Origin of the sequence: Nocardia mexicana NBRC 108244 (genome assembly GCF_001613165.1) — a bacterium.
Taxonomy (GTDB): domain Bacteria; phylum Actinomycetota; class Actinomycetes; order Mycobacteriales; family Mycobacteriaceae; genus Nocardia; species Nocardia mexicana.
The window spans coordinates 39,709-65,161 of sequence record NZ_BDBV01000042.1 but is presented as its reverse complement, the minus strand read 5'-3'; the positions used below and the strand labels follow the sequence as shown (position 1 = coordinate 65,161).

Annotated in this window: 15 protein-coding genes; 3 read left to right on the top strand and 12 right to left on the bottom strand. The window is 69.7% G+C overall.

The genetic code is table 11. The annotated features are described in order from the left end of the window. Positions 1-1,169, bottom strand: a 1,169-nt coding sequence (locus NM1_RS16855; protein WP_157123938.1) for a WXG100-like domain-containing protein, incomplete at its 3' end; no start/stop codon positions are given. Between the two features lie 261 nt (positions 1,170-1,430). On the opposite strand from NM1_RS16855, the gene NM1_RS16850 reads away from it, so the two are divergent. Together NM1_RS16850 and NM1_RS16845 are read left to right on the top strand one after the other, a co-directional pair. Then, positions 1,431-1,754, top strand: coding sequence for a hypothetical protein (locus tag NM1_RS16850; protein WP_068020598.1), 324 nt, complete (start codon positions 1,431-1,433; stop codon positions 1,752-1,754). Between the two features lie 5 nt (positions 1,755-1,759). Next, positions 1,760-2,269, top strand: a complete 510-nt coding sequence (locus NM1_RS16845) for a YbaB/EbfC family nucleoid-associated protein (RefSeq protein WP_068020597.1) — start codon at positions 1,760-1,762, stop codon at positions 2,267-2,269. Between the two features lie 9 nt (positions 2,270-2,278). Here NM1_RS16845 and NM1_RS16840 read toward each other — a convergent pair whose 3' ends face one another. The 10 genes from NM1_RS16840 to NM1_RS16795 form a co-directional block, all read right to left on the bottom strand. Then, positions 2,279-4,399: an amylo-alpha-1,6-glucosidase gene (locus NM1_RS16840; protein ID WP_068020595.1), complete on the bottom strand. Its 2,121-nt coding sequence runs from the start codon at positions 4,397-4,399 to the stop codon at positions 2,279-2,281. Next, entirely contained in the window at positions 4,368-5,576 is a 1,209-nt protein-coding gene (locus NM1_RS16835) for a glycosyltransferase family 4 protein (protein ID WP_084519714.1), read from the bottom strand. The genes NM1_RS16840 and NM1_RS16835 overlap by 32 nt, the downstream gene beginning before the upstream one ends. 509 nt (positions 5,577-6,085) lie before the next feature. Further along, positions 6,086-6,895, bottom strand: coding sequence for an ABC transporter permease (locus tag NM1_RS16830; protein ID WP_246011569.1), 810 nt, complete (start codon positions 6,893-6,895; stop codon positions 6,086-6,088). Continuing rightward, positions 6,892-7,674, bottom strand: coding sequence for an ABC transporter permease (locus NM1_RS16825; RefSeq protein ID WP_068020592.1), 783 nt, complete (start codon positions 7,672-7,674; stop codon positions 6,892-6,894). The genes NM1_RS16830 and NM1_RS16825 overlap by 4 nt, the downstream gene beginning before the upstream one ends. Next, positions 7,671-8,666, bottom strand: coding sequence for a daunorubicin/doxorubicin resistance ABC transporter ATP-binding protein DrrA (locus tag NM1_RS16820; protein WP_068020590.1), 996 nt, complete (start codon positions 8,664-8,666; stop codon positions 7,671-7,673). The genes NM1_RS16825 and NM1_RS16820 overlap by 4 nt, the downstream gene beginning before the upstream one ends. Before the next feature lie 60 nt (positions 8,667-8,726). Beyond that, positions 8,727-12,002, bottom strand: a complete 3,276-nt coding sequence (gene nbtC / locus NM1_RS16815) for a nocobactin polyketide synthase NbtC (protein WP_084519711.1) — start codon at positions 12,000-12,002, stop codon at positions 8,727-8,729. Next, complete coding sequence (locus NM1_RS16810; protein WP_068020587.1) at positions 11,995-13,305, bottom strand: beta-ketoacyl [acyl carrier protein] synthase domain-containing protein; 1,311 nt, start codon at positions 13,303-13,305, stop codon at positions 11,995-11,997. The genes nbtC and NM1_RS16810 overlap by 8 nt, the downstream gene beginning before the upstream one ends. Next, on the bottom strand, positions 13,302-14,057 hold the full coding sequence (locus tag NM1_RS16805) for a thioesterase II family protein (RefSeq protein ID WP_068020585.1): 756 nt from the start codon (positions 14,055-14,057) through the stop codon (positions 13,302-13,304). Before NM1_RS16805 ends, NM1_RS16810 begins: the two co-directional genes overlap by 4 nt. 21 nt (positions 14,058-14,078) lie before the next feature. After that, positions 14,079-20,168 carry a non-ribosomal peptide synthetase gene (locus tag NM1_RS16800; protein WP_068020584.1) on the bottom strand — a complete coding sequence of 2,030 codons (6,090 nt, stop codon included), beginning with the start codon at positions 20,166-20,168 and terminating at the stop codon, positions 14,079-14,081. Between the two features lie 38 nt (positions 20,169-20,206). Beyond that, complete coding sequence (locus NM1_RS16795; RefSeq protein WP_068020582.1) at positions 20,207-23,632, bottom strand: non-ribosomal peptide synthetase; 3,426 nt, start codon at positions 23,630-23,632, stop codon at positions 20,207-20,209. Between the two features lie 136 nt (positions 23,633-23,768). Between NM1_RS16795 and NM1_RS16790 the strand changes: the two genes are divergently transcribed. Then, positions 23,769-24,467 carry a siderophore-interacting protein gene (locus NM1_RS16790; RefSeq protein WP_068020579.1) on the top strand — a complete coding sequence of 233 codons (699 nt, stop codon included), beginning with the start codon at positions 23,769-23,771 and terminating at the stop codon, positions 24,465-24,467. 7 nt (positions 24,468-24,474) lie between these two features. Here NM1_RS16790 and NM1_RS16785 read toward each other — a convergent pair whose 3' ends face one another. Next, on the bottom strand, positions 24,475-25,395 hold the full coding sequence (locus NM1_RS16785) for a YobF C-terminal domain-containing protein (protein ID WP_068020578.1): 921 nt from the start codon (positions 25,393-25,395) through the stop codon (positions 24,475-24,477). Between the last annotated feature and the right edge of the window lie 58 nt (positions 25,396-25,453).

Sequence of the window (25,453 nt, the reverse complement as noted above, 5' to 3'; positions counted from 1 at the left end):
GAATGGTCGGACCCGCCACCGGGATCGGCCGCCGCGGGCCGCGTCTCGGCGCCCGCGGGAACGCCGCGATCGGCGACACCGCCGCCGTCGTGCCCGACCGGCGCAACATCGTGCGCGGGCGCGTCACCGCCGTCGGGCGTGGACTTCGGACTGGCCGCTGCGCCGTCGGTATGGGGCGACGGCCCCTCGGGACGCATTGCGCCACCGTCGAAACCGCTTTTCCCGAGCCCACCCGGCGCATCCCGCATACCCGGACCGAGACCGTGCCCGGCGCCGTGCATCGCGCCCGGGGCCATCCCCGCGGTGACCATCCGCGGGTCGAAATGCCACTGGCCGGTCATCGCCCCGGTCGCCGCCCACGCGCCCACCGCATTGGCGCCCCCGCCGAGCGCACCGGCCGCCCGGTCGGCCATCGAACGCTTGCCGAGCATCTTGTCGCCGAACACTTTTCCCATTGGCCCCAGCGCCGCCTTGCCGACGCCCGCGCCCAGCAATCCCGCCGCACCGGAGACGCCGGAGACCGCCACCTGCCCCCAGTCGACCTTGTCGCGACGCCCGAACATCGTCTGGTAGCCCTGAATCGCGGCATCCGGCACCGCGTTCATGCCGCCGTCGATGGCCATGTGGATCATGAGCCGCTTGGTGAACTGCGATTTCAGCGCCGCCGCAATGGAATTCTTCAGCCCGTGCTGACCGATGCGGGAGATCAGCTGCCTGATCATCATCCGCACGCCGACCCGGGTTCCGGCCACCAGCGCCGCTTCCGTGGCCGGCGCCGTCGGCGGAAACAACCACGCCGCAGCGATTTCCGCCGCCAGCAGGATGAGCGTCGAATGGAACATCAGCTTGGTGTACTCGAGCTCGGTGCCGGTGGAGTCGGCGGTCTCGGCGACGCTGTTGAACCACTTCACCAGCTCGTCGACCGAGCCCTCCCCGTCCCGCATCGCCTGCAGCTGTTTGATCATCGCATCGCCGCCGGACCCCTGGGGGTAGGCCGTGCGAATGGCCGCGATGGCGGCGTCGATATCGGTGTCGATATCGGACAGCGACGAGGCCGCCGCTCTCCAATCGTCGGCGAGGCCCCACATCGAGTCCTCGTTACCGTCCGGCCATTCCATTCCGACCAGCCAGCCGAGACCGTCTGCCAGCGGAGGCTTCCAAATCACCATGAAGGAAACACCATCCCGACCGGACCCACAGACACCCCCTGGCGAACAATTCTGCCCGAAAATTTCCCGCACCTGCCGCCGGGAAATATTCTGTCCGGTACTTCAGCAACCGACCGGTCAGGCGAACAAACACCGTCCCATGACGGTTCGATGATCACAACCCCCGAGAAATCGTGGCACACATACTCCGGATTGCGACATTGCCCGTACCGCCCCGCCGGGGTTAGGGTAAATAGTTACAACCAGGGGAGGAGCATCGCCTTGACCGGTAAGAATGTCGAAACCGATCCCGAGCTGCAGCGTCAGGCCGCCAATAAAGCCAAGCAGGTCAGCGACCGTATCTCCGATGCGCTGACCACACTGCAGGCGGCGGCCGAGGGACGGGGAACCCCTTGGGGAAACGACCAATACGGCGACCGTTTCGCCAACGGCGAGAACAACAACGGTTACGAGGCCGCACGCCGGAATCTGAAGAAACTTACCGGCAATCTTTCGGATCATTCCTCGGAACACGGCGATGGCCAGCAGAAATCGTCGAAACTGCACGGTGATTCCGACCGTACCAGTGCCGACGGCTTCCGGTAGCAAACGTGTCGAACGAGCACGCGAAAAGGGAGTTGGCCGAACTCCTCACCGCATTCGATGATCAAGTGAAGACCATCGCCGACATTCACCAGCGCCGGGCCCAGCTCACCGCGACCGGAACCGCCTGCCGCAAGCGCGTCATGGTCACGGTCAACGCCGACGGCACCGTGATCGAGACCCGGTTCAATTCCGACATCAGCGATCTCGACTACCCGGAAATAGCTCGCGGTATCACCGAAGCCGCGCAGAAGGCCGCGGCGGAAATGACACGGAAGACATCCGAACTCATGCAGCCGCTGCAGGCGCAGCGGGCGCGGCTGCCCAAGCTGTCGGATCTGATCGAGGGTCTGCCCGATCTCACCGAGCGTGTTCCGGTCGCCCCGCCGGTGTCGACGGCACCGCCCGACTCACCCGAACGACATTCCGGCACAGCGGATTCGGAAATGCAGTTCGTCGATGTGGACGAAATCGACTTCGACGGCGGCAAGAAGGGCATCACCGACAGCGGCTGGTGATACCCGGCTTCAGTGGGTGATCAGGCGCCAGTCGTCGGGGAGGTTCGAGGCGGTGATGTGGTCACCGTCGACTGCCAGGTCGATCACCGAGCCGCCCAGGCGCAGGTCGGTGAGTTCGACGCGCCCCCAGCGGGGCGGCAGGTGCGGGAGCACGGTGAGGGTGCGGCGCGGCGCGTCCGGATCCAGGCCGAGGAACGAGCGGACCAGCAGTAGCGGGGCGGCGCTGGCCCAGGCCTGCGGCGAGCACGAGGTCGGATACGGCACCGGCGCCGCGAACCTGGACCGCGGGAAACCGCAGAACAATTCGGGCAACCGGCCGCCGAAGGCCGCGGCGGCGTCGAGCAGGCCGTCGGCCAGCCGGGTGGCCAGTTCGACGGCGCCCGGGATGTGCCGGTAGCGCAGCAGCCCGGCCACGGTGATCGCGGTGTCGTGCGGCCACACCGAACCGTTGTGGTAGCTCATCGGATTGAACGCGCCCATATCGGAAGCCAGTGTGCGCAAACCGAATCCGGAATCCATCTCCGGGGACGCGAGCCGCTGCACGATCTGCGCGGCCTGTTCGTCGGTGGCGATCCCCGACCACAGGCAATGCCCCACATTGCTGGTCAACGCATCGATGCGGCGCTTGCTACCGTCCAGAGCGACCGCGTACCAACCCCTTTCGGGCAGCCAGAACGCCTCGCTGAACTTGGTGCGCAGCTGCGACGCATGCTCGCGCATTCGGGTGGCGGTGGCCGCGTCGCCGAACTCGTCGGCCAACTCGGCACGCGCCAGCAGGGCTCCGTACACGTAGCCCTGCACCTCGCACAGCGCGATCGGCGCCTCCGCCAGGTGACCCGCGACATCGTTGATGCCGTCGAAGCTGTCCTTCCAGCCCTGGTTGATCAGGCCCCGGTCGGTGGCGCGCTGGTACTCGACGAATCCGTCGCCGTCGCGGTCGCCGAAGTGCGTGATCCAATCCAGCGCGGCGTCGGCGGCGGGCAGCAATGCCTGCACGGCATCCGCCGGGGCGCCCCACCGACACACCTCCGCCAGCAGCATCACGAAAAGCGGTGTGGCGTCGACGGTTCCGTAATAGGTCTCGCCGCCCAGCGCCAGCCCGCCCGAGGGCCCGCGCCGGATCTCGTGCATGATCCGGCCCGGTTCCTCCTCGGTCAGCGGATCCACCCGCTGCCCCTGCAACTCGGCCAGTCGCTGCAGGGTGCCGATCGCGAGGCCGACGTCGAGCGGCAGCGCCATCCACGCGGTGAGCAGGCTGTCCCGCCCGAACAGGGTCATGAACCAGGGCGCACCGGCCGCGACGAAGGTGCGCCCGTCGTGGGAGTCGTCGTGGATCTGGAGGGCGCCCAGGTCGCTCTCGGTACGCTGCAGCACCGCGGTGAGCAGCGGGTCGCCGGTGGTGAGCTTGGTCGCCGTATCGCGCCACGCCTCGATCTTGCGGCCGGGCTCGCTGGCCTCGTAGTGCTCGCCGGGCCGCAGCGGCAGGCTCACGCGCTGATTGGCCAGCGTCGGCTGGGCCAGGATCTCGGTGCTCCAGCGCCCGCCCGCCGGGACCACCACCCGCCACAGCAGCGACCCCGGCAGCACCGTGGGCGGCTCCGACGCCGAGATCGCCATGCCGCGCGACCGGTCGGAACGATCGTTGAGCAGCAGTTCGCTGTCGGTGACCATGACCTCGGCGCGCCCGTGCCCCTCGCGGCCCTCCTTCACCGCGAAGAGGTCCACGAAGTCGGCGTCGGCGAACAGCTCGAGCGTGACCGCGGTGGGCTCGCGCCCGAGATTCTCGACGCTCACCGTTTCGCGCAACCCGTCGGCGACGAGCCGCTCCCGCACCACCAGCAGGCTGCTGTCGGCGGCCCCGGCCCGGGGCGGCCGCCGCGCGATGAACCGCGCGGTGAACGCCTCCGGGCTGAGCACCGACAGCGGCTCCGGGCGCTGGCCGTCGACCCGCAGCTCCCACCGCGACACCACCCGGGCATCGCGGTAGAACAGCCCCTGCGCGGTGCCGGGCTCGACATCGCCGACCCGGTCGGACAGGCAGAATGTACTGCCCTCTACCAGGGTGATCGCGCCACCCGAGCTGCCGAGCACGGACGGCTCACCGGAATTCAACGGGGTGGGACCGGTCATACGGCATCCTTTCCGGCATGATCGGACTCTTGCGTCGGTACGCTCCGCTGCCACCACTGTGCCCGATCGCGGCCCGCGACCGCAGCACCCGGCGGTACACCTGTTCGTAGCCGCGGCCGAGCGTGTCCTCGCCGAAGTGTGCGGCCACGTGCGCCCGGCAGGCCGCCGGGTCGTACTCCTGGACTTCCTTCACCGCCACCGGCAGCTCGGCCGGGTCGTCGCAGATGCGGCCGGTGACGCCGTCGACGATCACCTCGGCCACCGCGCCGCCGCGCAACGCCACCACCGGCGTGCCGCACACCATCGCCTCGATCATCACCATTCCGAACGGTTCCTCCCACTGCACCGGGAACAGCAGACATGTGGCCTCGGACAACAACTTTCGCTTGGCGGCCACGTCCGCCATGCCGAAAACATGGTCGTTCTCGGTCAGCAGCGGACGCACCGCACTATCGAAATACGCCTTCTCCGGGGGTTCGTTGCACTTGCCGGCGAGCACCAGCGGAATGCCGGCGGCGTGTGCGGCCTCCAGCGCCAGGTGCGGCGCCTTGTCGGCGGTGAACCTGCCCAGGAACAGAGCGTAGTCGCTCTTGTCCGTCCGGAAGGGCCAATCGCCGATCCGCAGCGCGTTGTGCACCCGCCCCGCCCAATTCAGGTCCGGGGCGAGCTCGCGCTGGCGATCGCTGATCGCCACCAGCGACACGTCGCGTCCCAGCTCGCTGTAGTAGAGGTGGGGATCGCCGTCCACGGGCCCGTGCACCGTGACGACGGTGGGCAGGCCGAGATCCCGGTAGTACGGGGCGTTGAGCGGACCCGCGAAGGTGTGGTCGTGCACCAGGTCGATGCCGTCGCGCGCGCAGAGCTGCTCGAGGGCGCGGCGGATCTTCAACGCGTGCAGCACCTCCGGGAACGGATCGCCCAGCCGGTCGGCCTGGATGCTGTCCCACACCGGGATGAACCGCGCCCTGGTGCCCGGCTCGCCGGCCCCCAGCAGCGTGACCTCGTGACCGCGCCCGACCAGCGCGTCGACCAGATCGGCGACGACGGCCTCGACGCCGCCGTAGGCCTTGGGCGGGACGTCGAAGTAGGGCGGCACCACCATCGCGATATGAAGGGTGTCGCGTGCGGGCGGCACCCCCAGCGGGGCGATCCGGACCGAGGACTGCGCAGGCCGCATGACCTGCTCCGGAGCCGAGAACTGCGCGTTCATGACTTTCTCCTGATGACACACAAGCGGTCGGCACCGGTACACCGAGTGCCGAATGTGCCGCACGGTGGCACCGGAGTCCCGATGGCAGACGTCGCCGGACGAGGACGGACGTCGGCACACGACGACACAGCCTCGTTCGCGAAGGGTGTTCAACGATGAAATCTGCCCGGACGGCTCGCTACCGGTGGGCGCGCGGCGGTCGCGACGCTGACCGGCGCACTCTCCGTGGCGTGGATCGGTTGCGGGTGGGTTCCGAGGAGCCCGGCTCCGGCGACGGTGCCGTGGTGATCAGCTCTGCGCGGGGTGTCACCACGATCCACGGCGCCCCGAAGCGCGTCGTCGCGCCGGGCGGTCAGCGGCTGATCACCACTCTAGCGCCGGTCATGGCGTCGGGACCGCAATATCAGCAACGTTCGCCGGATGTAAAGACAGATGTAAGCGCAAGGGCCACAATGCGATTCGTTCGCGAACGGTGGCTAACTCTCGGCGGCCCTGCGATAGCCGCGCACCGCCAGCGCACCGAAGACGGCGGCCAGCCCCACTGCCCACGCCAGCGTCTGCAGCACGGGGACGAGCAGCGGCCCGCCGAGGGTGAAATTGCGCATGGCGTCGATGGCGCAGCTCATCGGCTGGGCCCGCACGATCGGCTGCAGCCAGCCCGGATAGTTCTGCACCGGAACGAAACCCGAGTTGAAGAACATGCCGATCAGCACCACGATCGCGAACAGCTGCACCACCTTGTCGCCGATGCTGCTGACGCCGACCATGATCACCAGCGGGGTGAATCCGGCGATCACGACGACCGGGATCGCCAGCACGCCGAACGCCCCGGCCCAGCCCTCCTGGAAGCGCAGGCCCAGCAGCATCCCGACCGCGACCACCACGATCGTCGCGGCGGCGGCGCGGCCGCATTCGGCCAGCAGCCGGCCCGTCAGCCCCGCCCAGCGGTGGATCGGCAGCACCCAGAACCGGCGCAGCAGACCGCTTTCCCGCTCCCCGTACAGCGACATGCCGGTGCCCATGGCGCCGTACATGGTCCCGGCGACCGCGATCATCGGCACGAAACCGTAGATCGGATCGTCGCCGCCGGTCGCGCCCAGCGACTTGTCCAGCACCAGGTCGTACATGAGCAGCAGCAGAATCGGCAGCACCAGCGTGCTGGTGATAACCTCCGGCTGCCGCGACCACCGGCGCAGCAGGCGACCGGCCTCCACCAGGCTCTGCTGGGGCAGCGATCCCACGCCGGACCGCGAGTCCGTCATCGAAACATCCACCGCGACACTCATGCTCGCCTTCCCTCCGCCCGCACCGCCAGCACCGCGCCCACCGCCAGCAGGCCCACGATCCACAGCGCGGCCACACCCAGCTCCGACACGTACCGGCCATCGGCCAGGCCGCGCAGCGCGTCGGTCACCTGCGATACCGGCTGATTTCGCACGTACGGCTGAATCCACCCCGGAAAGCCCTGCACCGGAACGAAACCCGTCGACGTCATCACCAGCAGCAGCTGCGGGCCGAACAGCACGGTGCCGCTCAGCTCGGAGTTGCGGGTGACGGTGCCGAGGGCGTCGGTGGCGATCACGAGCGCCGCACCGAAACCGAGCACGATCAGCACGAAAACCAGTGCCGCCCCGGCGGAATGGAAGCGGAATCCGAAGATCGTCCCGATCACCAGGGCGCCCGCGAGCGCGGCCAGCGCGCGCACCAGGTTCGCCGATATCCGGGCGGTCACCGGAATCCACGGCGGCACCGGCATCGAGCGCAGCCGGGTGGCCATCCCTCCGGTGACCTCTCGTGCGGCCCGGTCACCGGCGAACATCGAGGTGAAGAACATCGCGAACACCACGATCAGCGGCAGCAGGTACTGGGCGTAGTCGACGCCCGACGCCTCCATCGAACGGCGCAGCGGCACATAGAAACACACGAAGAACACGAGCGGCGCCGCGAAGGCCAGCACCACATCGCCCTCGCGCAGCGTGGTGCGAATATTGCGGCCGCTCAGCGCGCTCCACTGCAGCCACGCCGGAACATGCAGGACGTCCGGCGATTTCGCCGCCGCCGTCATGCCCCGGCCCCCACGGCCGGCTTGGTCAGCTCGATGAAGACCTCGTCCAGCGACGGGCGGCGCAGCGCGATATCGATCAGTTCGATTCCGGCGCCGTTGATCCGGTCCAGCGCCTCCGACAGCGTCGCGGCTCCGCCCGGAGCGGGCAGCGACACCCGGTCCTGCGAATCCGCGACCGTGACCTCGCCCAGGCTCGACAGCGCCGTCACCACCGCGGGCACATCCGCGGCGTCGACCGGCACCACCTCGCAGTAGCTCGCGCCCGAGCGGGCCTTGAGCTGGTCGGCCGTGCCCTCGGCGATCACGGTACCCTTGTCGACGACGATGATGTTGTCGCTCAACGCATCCGCCTCCTCGAGGTACTGCGTGGTGAGCAGGATCGTCACGCCCTGCTCCTTGAGCGAACGCACCAGGGCCCACAGGCTCTGGCGGCTCACCGGATCCAGGCCGGTGGTGGGCTCGTCGAGGAAGACGACCCGCGGCGGGCGCACCAGCCCGCAGGCGATGTCGATGCGCCGGCGCATGCCGCCCGAGTACTGGCCGACCCGCCGGTCCGCGGCCTCGGTCAGCGCGAACTGCTCGAGCAGTTCCTCGGCACGCGCCCCGGCTGCCTTGCGGCGCAGGCCCATCAGGCGGCCGAACAGCACCAGGTTCTCCCGGCCGGTGAGCATCTCGTCCAGCGCGGCGTACTGACCGGTGAGCATGATCGACGACCGCACCTGGGCGGCCTCGGCGACCACGTCGTATCCGGCGACCACCGCGCGGCCCGCATCGGGCCGGGTGAGCGTGGACAGGATGGATACGGTGGTGGTCTTGCCGGCGCCGTTGGGTCCCAGCACGCCCAGCACGCTGCCCGCGGGCACGCTGAAGGTGATGCCCCGCAGGGCCTGCACCGCGCCGAACGACTTCTCGACCGACTCGACGACGATCGCGTGATCCACTCCCGATCCTGCCACTGATTCCGACACAATGCTCTCCGTCTGTGCGCTCATCGAGCCAATTACTTTGGTAACGCTAACCTAATTGACCCGCCGACTCCACCCCGCCCGCGGTCAGTTCAGCAGCGACACCACCTCGTCGAGCGAGGCGCCGCCGAGGATGGCCGTAACCGGCAGGTCGCGCTTCAGGTCGGACTCGATGCGCTTGCGCAAATCCAAGGCCTGCAACGAATCCAGGCCCAGCGCCACCAGCGGCACGGAGCCGTCGATGGCCTCGGCGCCCCCGAGGCCCATGACGGTCCGCAGGGCGTGCCGCACGGTCTCCGCGGTATCGGCCGGGGCAGCCACCGCCATTTCGTGCGAATTCGCCGGGGCCACAGCGGAATTGCCGTTCGTCTCCGGTAGCACCGGAGCGACGGCGGTATCGGCTGGGACGGCCGCGACCACCTGCGGCGACTCCTCGGGCAGCTCGGCGAACAGCCGCTCGTACCCGAAGACCGAGTACAGCTCCCGGATCCGGCCCCAATCCGAGGCCGTGACAAGGATATTCGCGGGCTCCGGCGGGAACGCGGCCGCGACGGCCGACGCGGGATCCATCGGCAGCAGCCCGGCGCCGCTGATCCTGGCCAGCGCGTCGGCGTGGTCGGCCCCCACGGCGCGCCACAGCCCCCACTGCACCGACGAGCAGCGCAGGCCCCCGGCCCGGTACCGCCCGGCGGCGGCGTCGAGCAGCCGGTTGACCGCCGAGTACGCCAGGTGACCGCGGCCGCCCAAGGTGGCCGACAGCGAGGAGCACAGGACGATGCGGCCGTCCGCGGCGAGCGGGAAGTGCCGCACCAGGTGGTCCAGTGCGACCGCCTTGGATGCGGCGGCGGCGCGGAGCGCGTCCGGGGTGGGATCGGCCGCCGCCGCCGAATAGTCGACCGCCGCATGCACGATCAGCGTCGCGGGCGTGCCGCGATAGTCGTCGGCCAGGGCCCGCACCGCGGTCTCGTCGCCGACATCGCAGTTCCGGACGACGATCTCGGCCTTGCCGACGCGCCGCAGGTTCCGGATGCGCTGCACCGCGGCGGCATCGCCGCCGGACCGGCTGATCAGCGTGATCCGGTTCGCGCCGTGCTCGGTGAAGTACTCGCACAGGTCGAGGCCGAGTTTGCCGGTGCCGCCGACGATCACGACCTCGCGGAGGTCCTGGGCGCCGAGCGGGCGGTCCTCGGCGGTGTCGTCGACGACGAGACGCTTGGCGTAGACCCCGCCGTCGCGGACCGCGAGTTCGGGCTCCCCGGCGATGTGCAACGCGCCCGCCAGCGCCTTCGCCGAGGTATCCGGGTCGGCGGCGGGATCCAGATCGATGTGCCGGAACCCGACGCCGACGTGCTCGGCCGCCAGACAACGGAATCCGGCCTGGGCGGCCGCGTGGAACAGCCCCGGCACGTCGGTCTCCAGCACCTGCTCGCCACCGGTCGTCACCAGCCAGACGTCGGTGATCCCGCGGGTGTCCCGCAACCAGGAGCGGTCGCCGAGGAATTCGGCCAGATCGTCGACGGCCGCGCCGATCTCGGTATCCGACGGCGGCGGTACCAGGACGACCAGGGTGTCGAACGGCGCTGTGGGCGCGCCCGATTCGTCGGTGTAGACGACGGTGGCACCGTGCCGCGGCGCGACCGCGCAGACCGCGGACACCAGGTCGGCACAGCGGCCGGTGTGGTCCACGAGCGCCATGGTGCGCGGCGGCACGAGCGCCCGCCGCTGCAGCCGTGTCCAATGCTCGACGAGTCGCTGCGGGACGGCGGTCCCGGCCTCGGGGACAGGCTGCGGGACGCTGTCGGGCTGCGGGGCATCGCCGGGCTGCACGGTCTCGGAGGGCACGGCGGGTTCCGCAGCGGCCGTTGCGGTTCGGGCCGCCGTACCCGGGCTCACCGCCGTTGCCCCCCTCTGTTGCGGGGCCGCCTCCACACCGGTCGGCGCCGCGACCGCGGTGTGCCCGTTCGCCGGGTGCGAGAACGCCCACAGCGGCTTCGCGTTCATCTGCGTGTTCGGGAAGTCCGGCAGCGGCAGCGTGGGAGCGCCACCGGAGGCGCTGTCCCGCAGCGCATCCCAGCGATAGTTCGCATCGCTGACCGCGACCGTCGCCAGGTTGCGGGTGAATTCGCTCAAATCGTCCGCGGTGCGGCGGGAGGTGCCGACGGTGAGGAAGTCCCGCTGGGGCGTCACACCGCTCAGGTTCTCCCCGATCGCCAGCATGAGCGCGGGATGATCGGCGATCTCGAGGAAGGTGTCGACCTCGCGCGCGGCGGCCGCGGCGATCGCCAGGTCGAAGCGGACACGGTTGCGCAGATTCCAGTACCAGTAGTCGCCGACCGGCAGGTCGGGGGTGATCGGGGCGCCGAGTGTGGCACCGAGGCAGTCGATTTCGGTGGCGGCGAAGTGCGGCTGATCCAGGTCGCGGATCAGGGCGTCGTCGCAGAATCGGTCGCGGAACTCGCTGACGACGGTGGTATGCGCCGGATAGGGGACGCGAATCTCCTTGGCGAACTTGCCGTTCTCGGTCAGCATCGTGACGATGTCCGACACCACGTCGCGATCACCGCCCAGGGCCAGCACGTGCGCGGAGTTGATCACCGACACCTCGGCCCAGCCCGAACGCCGGGCGAGCAGCGCCTCGCACTCGTCCCGGTCCGCTCCGACGACCGCCATCGAGTACTTGCCCTCCATGCCGTTCTGCGAGGCGATCGTGTCGACGAGGCCACCGCGCATCGTCACCACCCGCACCGCGTCGGCCAGCGGGATGACCCCGGACACGACGGCGGCGGCGATCTCGCCCTGGCTGTGGCCGATCGTCACCGCGGGCTCGACACCGGCGGCGCGCCACATCGCGGCCAGGCCGAGCATCTGCATGAACAGCGCGGGCTGCACGATGCGCAGCACGTTCTCATCGTGCTCGCCGCGGCCCAGCAGGTAGCTGAGCGGCGACAGCTCGTACAGCTCCTGGAACACCGCCTCGCACTCGTCCACCGCGGCCCGGAACGCCGCCGAATGCTCGTAGAACGACAGGCCCATCCCGGCCCGCTGGCTGCCCTGCCCCGGAAAGACGTACCCGATGCGGCGCGGGATCGCCGGGCCACCGGCGATCACCGCCGGATGCGGATCGCCCGCCGCGATCGCGCGCAGCGCCTCGAGGAGTTCGATCCGCTCGGTGACCATGGCCAGCACGCGATGCCGACGGGCGGAACGGGTGCGCAGCAGCATGTCCGCGACCTGGCCGGGGGTGACGGCGGGCCGCTGTTCCAGATATCCGAGTATCGCCGCCGCCTCGGCTCGCAGCAGCTCGGGGCCGTCCGACGACAGCAGAACGGGGACGCTGCCGTCCGGAAGCCGGTGGCTAGACATGGATCTCCTCTTCCTGCACGGGCATCGCCACGATGGCATGCGCGTTCGTGCCCGCGACGCCGAACGACGAGACGGCGCCGTAGCGCATCCCGTCGATCGGTTCCCAGTACTGCAACTTCTCGGCCAGGCGCAGCGTGGACGATTCCCAATCCACCTTGCGCGTGGGGTTTTCCGCGTGCCGCGTCGGCGCGATATGGCCGTTCAGCCCGCTGAGCAGCACCTTGACCAGCCCGAGCATGCCGGAACCGGCCTGCGCGTGCCCGACGTTCGACTTCACCGAGCCCAGCAGCGGGGCGCCGCCGGCGCCGTAGACACGCTGCAGCGCAACGAGTTCGAGGGGGTCGCCGACGGAGGTACCGGTGCCGTGGCCCTCGATCATCCCGATCACCTCGGGCGCGATACCCGCCGCGGCAACCGTCTTGCGGATCAGCCGTTCCTGCGCCTCCGCGCGGGGCACGGCCAGCGGCGCACCGGCGCCGTTGTGGTTGACGCGCGTGGCCAGCACCCTGCCGTAGATCCGGTGACCCAGTGCGCGGGCGCGAGATTCGCGTTCCAGCACCACCACTCCCGCGCCCTCGCCCCACAGCGTGCCGGTCGCGTCCTCCGAATACGGCCTGCACTGCCCGTCCGAGGCCAGCGCGTGCTGCTTGGAGAACTCGAAAAACCCTGCGGGCGAGCCCAGTACACAGACGGCGCCGGCGATCGCCCAGTCGCACTCGCCGTTCCGGATCGCGCCCGCCGCCAGATGCAGCGCCGACAGCGACGAGGCACAGGCGGTGTCGACGCTGACCGACGGCCCGATCAGGCCGAGGCCGTGCGAGATCCGGCCCGCCACCGCGCCGAGGGCCATGCCCGTCGCGCGGTAGCCGGTGTACTCGTTCACCTCGTCGCAGCGCGGGCCGTATTCGGTGTAGGACACGCCCATGTAGCAGCCCACCTCGTCACCGGCCAGCGCTGCGGGATTGAGACCGGCGTTCTCCACCGCGCGCCAGGCCACCCGCATCGCCACCCGCTGCTGCGGATCCATCGCCACCGCCTCGCGCGGGGTGATACCGAAGAAGGTCGGATCGAATTCCGCCGCACCGCTGAGGAACCCACCCGCGTCGGGCACCTTGGCCCAGCCCTCGGACTCCGACAGCGACAGTAGCCGCTCGACCGGCCAGCCGCGGTCGCGCGGGAAGGGTCCGATGAGGTCCCGGGAGTCGGCCAGCGCAGTCCAGTACTGCGCGGGGGTCTCGATCCCGCCCGGCGCCTCGACGGCCATGCCGGAGATGACGATCGGATCGTCGGTCGCGTCGCTCATCGCGCGGTTTCCAGTTCTCCCGCAAGCAGTTCCGCGATGCCCGCCACCTGATCGTGCAGGTAGAAGTGCCCGCCGTCGAACAGCGCCACCTGCAGATCCGCGGTAGTGTGCCGCTGCCAGCCGTACAGGTCGCCCATCGTGACGAACTCGTCGTCGCTGCCGCCCATCGCCTGGATGGGCACGTCGAGTTGCACGTCCGGCGAACACGAATAGCGGTCGAACGCGGCGTAATCGGCCTTCAGCGCGGGCAGCGCCATGCGCATCAGCTCCCGGTTGCCCAACACATCCGACCCGGTGCCCTGCAGCCCGGCGACGTGGTCGAGCAACTGCTCGTCCTCGGTCGGATGATTCGGCATCTCGGCCACCCGCCAGGGCGCCACCGCACCGGAGATCCCGAGCAAACGCACCGGCACACCGGCGGATTCGGCGAGCCGGGCGAATTCGAACGCCACGATCGAGCCCATGCTGTGCCCGAAGATCGTGATCGGCTCACCGCGATGGAACGACGATCGCGCGAATTCCTCGAAGGCCCCGGCCGCCACCTCGGGCAGCGTCTGCGGGGCCGCCTCGCGGGCACGGTCCTGGCGGCCCGGGTACTGCAGCACCACGACATCGAAATGCTCGCGCAGCCGGGCGGAGAAAGGCCGATACGTCGAGGCGCCGCCGCCCGCGTGCGGGCAGATCACCAGCGGCGCACTGCCTGCCGCGCGGGGCTTGTGAAACTGTCGGATCCAACCGGGTCCAGTTGCCATGTCATTAACTCCTTTTCGCACTTACTGCCACATCCGCCGCATCACCAACAGGCCCTGGTCCTCGTCGTCGAGCACCGGTGCCGCGGCGACCCGCACGTCGGGTTGTCCGGCGATGGCGCGCAGGGTGTTGTGGAAGGCGGTCTCGATGATCCGGGCGTCGTCGGGTTCGAAGGCGTCCTCGGCGTAGAAGACGACGGCCTGCACGGCATCGCTGGGCAGCAGCGAATTCGCGGGGAAGACCATCAGCAGCAGGGCGTTGTCGGTGGCGCCGCCGCCCTCGAACGACACCAGTTCCAGGTCGGATTCGCGCAGCAGCCGCGCCAGGTCCTCGCGGCCCGGCGGATAGGACTGGAAGACGAACATGCTGTCGAACAGCTTGCGCGCACCGGAATTCCGGATCGCGGAGGTGAGCCGGAACTGGTGGTGCTCCATGAGTTCCACACGGTGTCGCTGGATTTCGGCGAGATGTTCGCGCCAGGTCCATTCGGAGTTCAGGTCGACGGCGACCGGAATGGTGTTGGCGAAGCAGCCCACGGCGTTGTCCACCCCGTCGAGATCGGCCGGACGGCCCGACACCACCTCGCCGAAGACGGCCGCCTGCTCGCCGGTGACGTACCGCAGCGCATTGGCCCAGGCCAGCTGGCAGACCACGCTGAAGGTGGTGCCGAGCTCCCCGGCGACCTCCGTGGCCCGGTTCACCAGCTCGTCGTCGATGGTGAAGGAGCGGCCCGCCGGCACGCCCGAGCTGTCGGGCGTCCGGCTCGGTGCGACGAGGCACGGCTGCACACCGTCGAGGTAGTCACGCCAGGCCGCCTCGGTGGCTTCCTCCCGATCGCGGGTCAGCTGCAGGAATTTCGCGAAGGTGCCCGGATCGCCCAGCGGCTCGGCGCCCGGCGCGCCGTACTCGGCGAACAGCTCGCGCGGCAGCAGCTGACCGGACCAGCCGTCGGTCAGCAGGTGGTGCGAGGTCAGCACCACCATGTGCGCGTTGCCGGGCAGGTGCACCACGGTGGCGCGCAGCAGCGGCCCGCGCGCCAGGTCGAACTGCTCGGCCTGATCCGCGCGGTAGAACGTCTCCAGCCGCTCCTCCGCGTCCGGCAGGGCCGAGAAGTCGATCTCCCGCACCGGAATCGCCATGTGGTCGGCCACGATCGCGTAGGGCTGACCCGCGTGCGAGACCGAAATGGTCACGCGCAGATTGGGATACCGGTTGAGCACGGTGTCGAACGCCCGCGTCAGCCGCGGCACGTCCAGGTCGCCACGGACGCCCATGAGCGTCTGCACGTTGTAGAAGTCCGTGCCCGATGTCCCGAGCGCCGTGAAGTACAGACCCGCCTGCAGCGGTGCCAGCGGATAGATGTCCACGCATCCGCGGTACATCGACTGCCAGCGATCCAGGTCGAGCTGGGTCACCTCGTCGGCCACGACATCGCTGGGCGTGAGCCGCCGGGCGGGGTTGTCCCGCACGGTCTTCACCAGTTCGCCGAGCCCCTCGGTCCACAGTTCGGCCAGCTCGCGCACGTCGTCCTCGGACAGCGGACCGGCCGGGAACCGGAACGAGGACTGCAGGGTCACCCGGTCGTCGTCGGTCAGGGCGACGGTGTTGATGTCCAGCAGCGCCGGGGCGGGCATGGTGGCGTTCGCGTGCCCGCCGAGGTAGCCGAATTCCGGTGCGGCACTCCACTCCTGCGCCACCCCCTCGGAGCCCGCGGCGGCGAAGCGGCCCATGTAGTTGAAGCTGATCTGCGGCGCCGAGTACGGCTCGAGCCGGGTCCGGGTGTCGTCGTTGAGCCAGCGCAGCATGCCCCAGCCGATGCCGGAGTCGGGGACCGCGAGCAGACGCTCCTTGACGGCCTTGACCGCGGACTCGACGTCGCTGCCACCGGTCACGTCCAGGTTGACCGGGTAGGTGGTCGTGAACCATCCGACGGTGTTGGCGAGATCCACACCGGCGAACAGGGTTTCGACGCGCCCGTGCCGTTCCATGGTGAGCGATACGGTGTCCGCGTCCCGCTCCCGGCGGCTGCGGAACCGATGGATGGCCACGGCGAGCGAGGCCACCTGGAGGTCGAGGAAGTCGCACCCGAATGCCGTGGTGGCGGTGGTCATCAGGAAGGCGGTGTCGTCGGAATCCAGTGCCGCCGTGATCTCCCGCACGGTGGCGACGGTGTCGACGGCGGGGTCGAGTTCGCGGCTGCCCAGCAGCGGGTCGGCGCCCGCCGCCGCCGCGGCCCAGTACGGCAGCGTGTCGACGACGGCGTCCGCGGTGGCCAGCCGGGCGAGGCTGGTGTTCCAGGTCTTGACCGACGTGCCGGATTCCGTTGTCGCACCGGGGTTGTCCCAGAGCTGAGCCAGGTCGTCGTGAATGATGCGCCAGGACACGCCGTCGACCACCAGGTGGTGGATCACCAGCAGCAACCGGCCGTGCGCGCCGTCGCCGGATCGCAGCCAGACGGCGGCGACCATGCGCCCGGCGGCCGGATCCAGCAACTCGCTCACGTGCCGCAGCTGCTCGCGCAGCTCCGAACCCGCTGTGCGGTCCCAGCTTTCGCCGTCCAGCACCACCTCGGTGAGGGTCGGCTCGGCCGCCGTCTCACCCGGGCCCGGGACCTGGAAGGCGATCCGTCCGTCCGGATCCTCGGCCATCCGGGCCCGCAGCATCGGATGGCGGTCCACGAGCGCCGCGACGACCGCGGCCACCTGCTCCAGCGTGCTGTGCGCGGGCGTCACCACCGCGGTGGCCTGACTGAATCCGCTGTAGTCCGCGGCCAGCTCGGTCAGCTGGGTGGCGATGGGATTCAGTGGGATCCAGCCGGTTTCGTCGCCGACCTCGGCCAGTGCGGGGGCGCCGTGCTCGCTGATCGGCTCGGTCGCGGCGGCGATCCGGGCGACGGTCCGGGCGTCGAACAGCGCGCTGGTGGTGATGAACAGGCCGCGCTTCTTCAGCGCGGAGGCCATCCGGATGGCGGTGATCGAGTCGCCGCCGAGGGCGAGGAAGTCGTCGTCGGCCGCCAGTTCGGTGGCGTCGGGAAGGGCGAGAACCTGCCGCACCACCTCGGCGACCACGCGCTCGGCGCCCTCGCGCAGGGTCCGGCCGTGGCCGCTGCCGCCGCCCAGATCCGGTGCGGGCAGCGCCTTCCGGTCGAGCTTCCCGTTCACGGTGAGCGGCAGGGCGTCCAGCCGCACCAGTGCCGAGGGAATCATGTACTCCGGCAGCCGCTCGGCCAGCTGCGCCTTGATGCGGTCGGCGTCGTCGGCCGGGTGATCCGAATCCGGTTCGGGCACATAGTAAGCCACCAGCGCGGGGCCGCTCCCCTGCTGCACGGTGACGGCCGCCGCCGAGGCGATACCGGGCAGGCGCCGCAGCACCGTACCGATCTCGCCCAGCTCGATGCGGTGGCCGCGGATCTTCACCTGATCGTCGACGCGGCCCAGATATTCCATGCGCCCCTGCGAATTCCAGCGCACGATGTCGCCGGTGCGGTACATGCGCGCGCCGGGTGTCCCGGCGAACGGGCAGGCGACGAAGGCGCCGGCGGTCAGATCGGGCCGCCGGTGGTAGCCCTGGGCCAGCTGCGCGCCGCCGAGGTACAGCTCGCCGACCACGCCGGGCGGCACCTGCCGCAGGTGCTCGTCGAGCACGTAGACCGACGAGTTGGATTCGGGGCGGCCGATCAGCGCCGATTCGATCGAGCCGCGCCGCTCGCGGGTGCTCGCGAAGTCCTCGTGCATCAGGTCCATGGCCGCCTCGGTCGGCCCGTACAGGCCGAGCACGGTACCGCCGAAGAACCGGCTCGACTCCTCGACCAGCGCGGGCGGCACCGACTCGCCGCCGAGGTAGACGTAGCGCATCGACTGCAGCCGCGCGGGATCCGGCCCGGCGTCGATGAAGGCGCGGACGACGCTGGGCACCAGCGAGATCTGCGTGATCCGGTGCCGATGGATGATGCCCGCCAGCGCCTCCACGTCGGCCTGCCACCAGTCCGGCGGCGGCAGCACCGTCGCCGACCCGGTGCACAGCGCGTTGACCAGCTCGAACACCGAGACGTCGAATCCGATCGGCGCCTTCTGCAGGATGCGTTCCTCGCCGAATCCGAGGTAGTCGCGCATCCACTGCACGTGGTTGGCCACGGCCCGGTGGTTCACGACCACGCCCTTGGGACGGCCCGTGGTGCCGGAGGTATAGAGCAGGTAGGCGCCGTCGAGCGGATGGATCGGGCGCGACAGCTCGGACGCGGCGAGCACCGAATCGTCCTGTGCGGACAGCTCTTCCGCGATCGCCGGGTCGGCGAGGTCGACGACCGGGACATCGGTGGTCGGCAGCTCCTGCGCCGCCGACGCCGAGCGCACCAGCAGCGTCGGCTCGGCATCGCCCAGCAGGTACTCGATGCGGTCAGACGGATAGCTCGGGTCCACCGGGAAATACACTGCCCCCGTGCGTAATACGGCGGCGAAGACGATCGGTAACCGTTCGCTGCGCTCGGCGTAGACGCCGACGCGGTCACCGTTGCGCACGCCGCGGGCCAGCAGCAGGCGTGCGAGTCCGTTGACCCGCGAATCGAATTCGCGATAGGTCAGCTCGGTCTGCTCGAAAACCACGGCGGTCCGGTGCGGATGGTCGCGGGCGGCCGAGCGGATCATCGCGTCGACCGTTTCCGGGACGATATCCACCGCGGTGCCGTGCGACCAGTCGTCCAGATTCGCCCGGTCGGAGGCGGAGAGCGTCAGCAGTTCCCGCACCGGACGATCGGCCGCGGCCTCGGCCAGGATCCGATCGATGTACTCGTGCAGCCGGTCGACGGTCGCCGCATCGAAAAGGTCGGTGCGGTAGGTGATCTGGACGTCGGTGCGGTCGCCGTGCATGAACGTCTCGACCACCAGCGGCAGCAGCGCGGACCCGTTGTCCACCAGCTCCCAGCTGGTGGTGGCCTCCGGCAGCTGCGGTCCGTCGATCTTCTGGTGCAGGAACAGCACCATGGTGTCGAACAGCTTGGAACCGACGTTCCCGGTGGTGCGGTTCACCGCCCGCACGATGCCTTCCTGCGGGAAGTTCTTGTGCCGGAACGCGTCCGTGATCACCGCCCGAACCTGCTCGACCAGCTCGGCGAAGGAGCCCGCGCCGCCGGCGATATGCAGCGGGAGCATATTGCTGAGGTTGCCGATCAGCAGCTCCATCCCGGATTCCTCGCGATTGGCGACCGTCGTGCCGATCACCATGTCGTGCTGACCGGTCATCTGCCGCAGCGCCAGGTGGTAGGCGGCGAGGAATACCGAGAACGGCGTGGTGCGCAGCTGCGCGGTCAGGTGCCGCAAGTTGGCGTCCGCACGCGAGCCCAGCAGCCGATCGGAGCGGGCGCCGCGCTCGGAGACCGTGACCGGGCGGCGATCGTAGGGCAGCTGCAGCTCCGGGACCTCGCCGTCGAATCTGGTTTCCCAGAACCGGATCTCGTCGGCGTGTTCCTCGGCGTGGAAGCGGTCCTGCTCCCATTCGGCGAAGTCGGCCACCTGCAGGCGCAGCGGCTCCACCTCGACCGGGCCGGTCCGGGCCTGCCGGTAGAAGTTCTCCACGTCCCGCGACAGCGCGGGCAGCGTCATGCCGTCCCACGCGATGTGCTGGATCACCACGATCGCAACGAGTTTCGCGGCATGCGTCCGCACGAACGTGACCCGCAGCGAGGATTCGGCCGTCAGGTCGAAGGTCTCCCGCGCCGCCGCCTCCACCAGTTCCGCCAGGCGGCGATCGGGTTCGGCGGCGCCGGTCAGGTCCACATCGGTCAGCCGCGGCGGCAGCTCCCGGTGGATGCGCTGGAACGGTTCGCCGTGCTCGTCGGTGTGATAGGTGGTGCGCAGCACCTCGTGCCGCCGCACCAGCGCCTCGAAGGCCGACCGCAGCGCCGCCGGATCGACGGTCCCGGCGAAAGTCAGTGCGAGGCACAGGTTGTAGGCCGCACTGTCGGGTGCGATCTGCTGATGCGCCCACACATACCGTTGTCCGAACGACAGCGGCGCCCGGGTCGGATCCCGGCGCGCCGGCACCGCCGCCGCGGTGGCCAGGCCCTCCTCGGCCAACCGGGCCGCCATGGCTACCTGCAGGTCTTCCAGCGAACGCATCTATCGAACCAATCTGTGTACTACGCGAATCCGGCAGATCATCTCGCCGGGACGGGTTCCGGCACGCGCACCTCGGCGAGCTCGAGCAGGATCCGCGACACCTGCGCCAGGCGGCCGGCCTCGGCCTCGCCCGCCAGCAGCCCGGCGCAGATCCGGCGCACCGTGCGACCCTCGAAAACCTCTGTGACACCGAACTTCTCGACCGCCAGCAGCCCGCGGACCTTCGCGGTGAGCGTGGTGGCCAGGATGGAGTTGCCGCCGATCTCGAAGAAGTCGGTCTCGACCCCCACCTGCTCGACGCCGAGGATCTGTGCGGCGATGTATTCCACCGCCGCCTCGACCTCGTTCTCCGGCGCCACGTACGCGGTGCGCGCGGCGAGCGCGTCGGCGTCGATCACGCGACGGATCGCCGCCCGGTCGACCTTGCCGTTGCCGGTCAGCGGAATCGTGTCGAGGACCTCGACCGCCTCGGGGATCATGTGGGCGGGCAGCAACTCCCGCAGTGCCGGGCCGAAATCGACGTCGGCCCCACCCGTCACCGCGGCCACCAGGCGACCCGAATCGGTCACCAGCGCCACGGCCTCGCGGACCTGCGGCAGCCCGGTCAGCGCCGATTCCACCTCGCCGAGCTCCACCCGGTAGCCGCGAATCTTCACCTGGTGGTCGGCGCGGCCGAGGAAGTCCACGGTGCCGTCGGGCAGGTAGCGGGCCATGTCGCCGGTCCGGTACCACCGCACGCCGTCGATCTCGACGAACCGCTGCGCCGTGCGCTCCGGGTCGCCCCGGTAGCCGTCCGCGACACTCGTTCCGCCGATCCACAATTCGCCCACCACCCAGTCCGGGCAGTCCTCGCCGCGCTCGTTGACGACGCGCAGCCGCACATTCGCCAGCGGCGTGCCGTAGGGCACCGCATCCCACTCCGGCGGGAACGCGTCGGTGACCTCGCACACCGTGGAGTGGATGGCGGTCTCGGTCGTGCCGCCCAGGCCCGCGAACCGCAGACCCGGGACCTGCGCCCGGAACCGCCGTGCCAGTTCGGTTTTCACCCGATCGCCGCCGGTGATCACGACCCGCAGCGACCGCAGCTGTTCGGCGGTGGCGGTATCGAGCAGCATGCCGATCAGGCCCGGGGCGCAGTTGAGCACGCTGACACCGGTGTCGGCGATGAGCGCCGCCCACGCGGCCGCGTCGCGCTCGGTGTCGGCATCCACACACACCAGCGCGCCGCCGAGAGACAGGGGGCAGAAGATGTCGAACACCGACAGGTCGAACTCCAGGGAGGACAGGCCGATCAGGCGGTCGTCCGCGCCCAGCCCGAAATGCGTTGCGAGAGCGTCGATCGTATTCGCGGCGGCGCGATGACCGACCTCGACTCCCTTCGGTTCACCGGTGGAACCGGAGGTGAACAGCACATACGCCTGCGCGTCCGGGGCACCGCCGTGCGCGCGGTCCAGGCGCGGTCCCGTCATCGCATCCGTCAGCCGGATCGCGGTGACATCCGCCGGCATTTCCACGGTGTCGTCGACGATGGCCACCCGGGCTCCCGCCCGGGCCAGAATCCGATCCCGACGCGCCTGCGGCTGCCCGGTCCCGATCGGGACATAGGTTGCGCCGGAGGCCAGGACGCCCAGCACGGCGGGAATCTGCCGGTGCCCCTTGGGAACCACCACGGCGACGGTGTCGCCCGGCCGGACGCCCGCATCGGCGAGGGCGCGGCCGACCGCCAGCGCCTGCGCCGACAGCTCGCCGTAGCTGCAGGATCCACCGTCGCGCCACCGCAGCGCCGCCCGCTCCGGATGCTGCGCGGCGCGGGCGAAGAAGGCATCGTGCAGGTTGCGGTCACCGAGATCTTTCCGGGTGTCGTTGACCGAATTCCGCACCGCCCGCTGCGTTTCCGGCAGCGCGATCGACAGCGGGGCCTGCCAATCGGCGTCGGTGTCGACCAGCGTCAGCAGCAACTGCCGGAATTCGGCGAACATCGCCTCGACCACACCGGCGGGCATGGCGTCGCGGCGCACGTCCCAGTTCACCATCAGCCCGCCCGCCAGCTCGACCACCTGGGCGTCCAGGTCCACCTGCGGTCCCTGCGACAGGATCCACACCGGCTCGCCGAAGATCCGGGTGACGCGGTCGGAGAACAGCTCGCCGAGGTCCAGTCCGGACGTGAACACCACCGACGGCGTCACCGGAGCGCCGCGCAACCGGCCGAGGTCGCGCAGTACGTCGAGGCCCTCGTAGGTGGAATGCGCCGCGCAGGTGTGCAATTCGCGCTGCAGCCGCTTGGCCCGCGCCACCATCGACTCCGGCTCGCGCGCGTCCACGTCGACCAGCACCGAGTTGGTGAAGTCGCCCACCACCCGTTCGACGTCGTCGTGCAGCGGTTCCCGGTCGAACAGCGGCACGTTCAGCAGGAACCGCTGCTGCGCCGACCAGCGTGCGATGGCCTCGGAGAACACGGTCGCCAGCGCCACCGCGGGGGTGACGCCGTTCCCGTGCGCGACCTTGTTGAGCTGTGCCTTCGCCTCCGGCGAGAACCAGTGGTGCAGCCGGATACTGCGCGCCGGGTCGCGCCGCTCGTTCTCGGGCAGTACCGGCAGCGACGGAATATCGGGCAGCTGCCGAATCCGGTTCTCCCACCACGCCTTCGCCGCCGAGTTGTCGGGGGCGTTGCGTTCCTTGGCGGACAGATATTCACGGAATGTGTAGCCGATGGAATCCGTTGCGTCAGCGTCGGTTTCGTAGAGGGTTGCGAGGTCGTCGAGAATTCGGCGGTAGCTCAGCGCATCTCCGGCGAGCATATCGACGTCGACGTGCACGCGATGCCCGCCGTCCGGCAGCAGCGTGAGCGTGATATCGATCACCTGGCCCGCCTCGACGTCCATCCGCTGATGGCTCTTCTCCTGGCGGATCCGCTCGAGTTCCATGCGGCCGCCGTCGAATTCGGCGGTCAGGTCGACGAGATGGAAGACCGGGCGCAGCGGTTCGGGCAGCACCCGCTGCGTCCCGCTGTCGGTGAACTGCACGCGCAACTGGTCGTGCCGGCGCACCAGCCGCTCCACCGCGCGTCGCATCCGGTCGGCCTGCGCGCCCCGGCCGTCGAACTCGACGTACAGATGCGCGGCGACACCGCCCAGGCGCTGGTCCTGGCGTCGCCCGACCCAATAGGCGTGCTGCATTGTGGCCAGCGCGAATTCATCGGTTTCGGGGGCGGCCGCGGGAACCGCCACCGGTTCCTCCCGCTCGGCGGGACTGCCCAGCAGTTCGGCCCACGCGGCGACGGTCGGCTGCAGGGCCAGTTCGGAGCTGCGCACCTCGTGCCCCTGCTTGCGCCACCGGGCGGCGAGCTGCATCAGCATCATCGAGTGCATGCCCAGGCTCACCAGATCGTCCTCGTAGCCGATCGAGTCCGGGTCCACCCCGAGCTCCCCCGCCACGATGTCGCGAACGTCAGCCTTGCCGAGCATCGGACTCCTCACCGGCCGCAGCATTCTTCGAAGCAGCCTTCATCAAGCGTCAAAGGCTAGGCTTGCCTAACCTTCGTGAATAGTAACTCACGACTCTGGGCGCGACGAAGGGATGTGGTTTGGCTAACCTAACCATATGGGTAAAGGCATCAACGGACTCGTCCTCAAGGCGCTGCGCGCCGACGACTACCGCCTGACCGTCACCTCGGTGGATCGCATCAGCGACAACTACCTGCGGCTCGGCTTCACCGGCGGTGGTCTGCTGGCCGAACATCCGGTGCACCCCACGCAGTGGATTCGCATGTGGTTCCCGGACGACAACGGCAGCCTGCTGCAGCGCGGCTACACCCTGGTCGACCCCGATCCGTCCCGCGACGCGTTCGATATCGAATTCGCCCTGCACGGCGGACCGGCCTCGGCCTGGGCCGCGCAGGCGTCGCCGGGCGATGTGATCGACGCGACGGTGATGGGCTCGAAATTCGCTGTCCCCGAGCCGGTTCCGTCCGAATTCGTGGTGTTCGGCGACACCGCCTCGCTGCCCGCCATCAACTCGCTGCTGGACGCCATCGGCGAAACCCCGGCCCGGGTGTGGCTGGAGTGGCAGTACGAGTCCGACCGGACGCTGCCGGTGCGGTCGGGCCCGAAGACCGAGGTGACCTGGGTCGAGCGGGTGAACTACGGCCAATTGCTCCGCCAGGCCGCGGAATCGCTGAGCTGCGCCCCGGACGGCTTCGGCTGGGCCGCCTGCGACGCGGCCACCACCCGCGCGATCGTGAAGTCGCTGAAGACCAAGCTGCCCAAGCAGAACATCGCCGCCCGGGCCTACTGGCGCTGACCGGATCTCAGGAGAGCGTCGCGGCGAGCGTTTCGTAGGTCGGTGCGAGCCGCCGCAGCGTCGCCGCGGCCGAGGCGTTGTCGCCGGTCACGACGTCGTATTGCAGTGCGCCCACGAGACGTGCTTGGGCGGCGGCCACGTCGGCCGCGGCACCGAGATCGAGGTGGCGCAGGGCCGCCGCGGCATCGGAGAGTCGCCGGGCGCCGACCCTGATCGCGAAATGTACGAGGTGCGCCCGCAACTCCGGGTCGGGATCTTCGATCAGCAGGTCCGCCAGTGCCAGGGCGGCCGCACCGGCACCCACGGTGCCCGCCGGGACCGGAAGATCGTCCCGATTCGACAGGAACGCAACGGCATTCGGGATGGCTCTCCGCAGCGCCTCGTCCACGGCCACATCGCGGTCGCGAACGAATTCGCACCGCATCGAGTACGGCGCGCCGAACGGTATCGACTCGGCACGCCACGCGCTCAGGAACAGCGGTAGCGGCAACGTCGCGAACGGATATCCCTGCGGGTCGTGCATCAGCACTTGATCGTCCCCCACCTCCAGCACGACCACGTAGTGGTCGGCCCCGATCGGCCCGTCCATCCCGGGCTGATGGCGAAACATCCCCATCTCCACCGGACCGACCAGCACCGGCCCCTTGTCCACGGCGCCCCGGAGCCGCCGCAACGCGCCCGCCTCGTCGCCACCGCTGTCGAACCGGCACCGCCATCCCAGCAATGAAATTGCGGTATCGAGACCGAGCTCGGGATCCCACCCGTACGGATCGAAAAACGGCAATTTCCCCGCCACCAAAGCCATCCCGAAAGGCGCACCGGTCAGCACCTCGACAACGCCCGGCGATGGCGCCCCCTCCCCCAGCATCATCGCCAGTGAGCTGCTGTAACAGTACGGGCCGGATCCGGTGTAGAGCAGTCCGGACATGCGTCATCGCCTCCATTGAAAATACTGTGCCCCAATGAATTTCAACTGCGTCCCGAAC

Bases quoted from the DNA above. Each gene is read 5' to 3' on its own strand.
- NM1_RS16825 (WP_068020592.1), bottom strand. From the start codon at position 7,674: ATGACGGCGGCGGCGAAATCGCCGGACGTCCTGCATGTTCCGGCGTGG.
- NM1_RS16835 (WP_084519714.1), bottom strand. From the start codon at position 5,576: ATGCGGCCTGCGCAGTCCTCGGTCCGGATCGCCCCGCTGGGGGTGCCG.
- NM1_RS16790 (WP_068020579.1), top strand. From the start codon at position 23,769: ATGGGTAAAGGCATCAACGGACTCGTCCTCAAGGCGCTGCGCGCCGAC.
- NM1_RS16805 (WP_068020585.1), bottom strand. From the start codon at position 14,057: ATGGCAACTGGACCCGGTTGGATCCGACAGTTTCACAAGCCCCGCGCG.
- NM1_RS16820 (WP_068020590.1), bottom strand. From the start codon at position 8,666: ATGAGCGCACAGACGGAGAGCATTGTGTCGGAATCAGTGGCAGGATCG.
- NM1_RS16795 (WP_068020582.1), bottom strand. From the start codon at position 23,632: ATGCTCGGCAAGGCTGACGTTCGCGACATCGTGGCGGGGGAGCTCGGG.
- NM1_RS16800 (WP_068020584.1), bottom strand. From the start codon at position 20,168: ATGCGTTCGCTGGAAGACCTGCAGGTAGCCATGGCGGCCCGGTTGGCC.
- NM1_RS16785 (WP_068020578.1), bottom strand. From the start codon at position 25,395: ATGTCCGGACTGCTCTACACCGGATCCGGCCCGTACTGTTACAGCAGC.
- nbtC (WP_084519711.1), bottom strand. From the start codon at position 12,002: ATGTCTAGCCACCGGCTTCCGGACGGCAGCGTCCCCGTTCTGCTGTCG.
- NM1_RS16830 (WP_246011569.1), bottom strand. From the start codon at position 6,895: ATGAGTGTCGCGGTGGATGTTTCGATGACGGACTCGCGGTCCGGCGTG.
- NM1_RS16810 (WP_068020587.1), bottom strand. From the start codon at position 13,305: ATGAGCGACGCGACCGACGATCCGATCGTCATCTCCGGCATGGCCGTC.
- NM1_RS16840 (WP_068020595.1), bottom strand. From the start codon at position 4,399: ATGACCGGTCCCACCCCGTTGAATTCCGGTGAGCCGTCCGTGCTCGGC.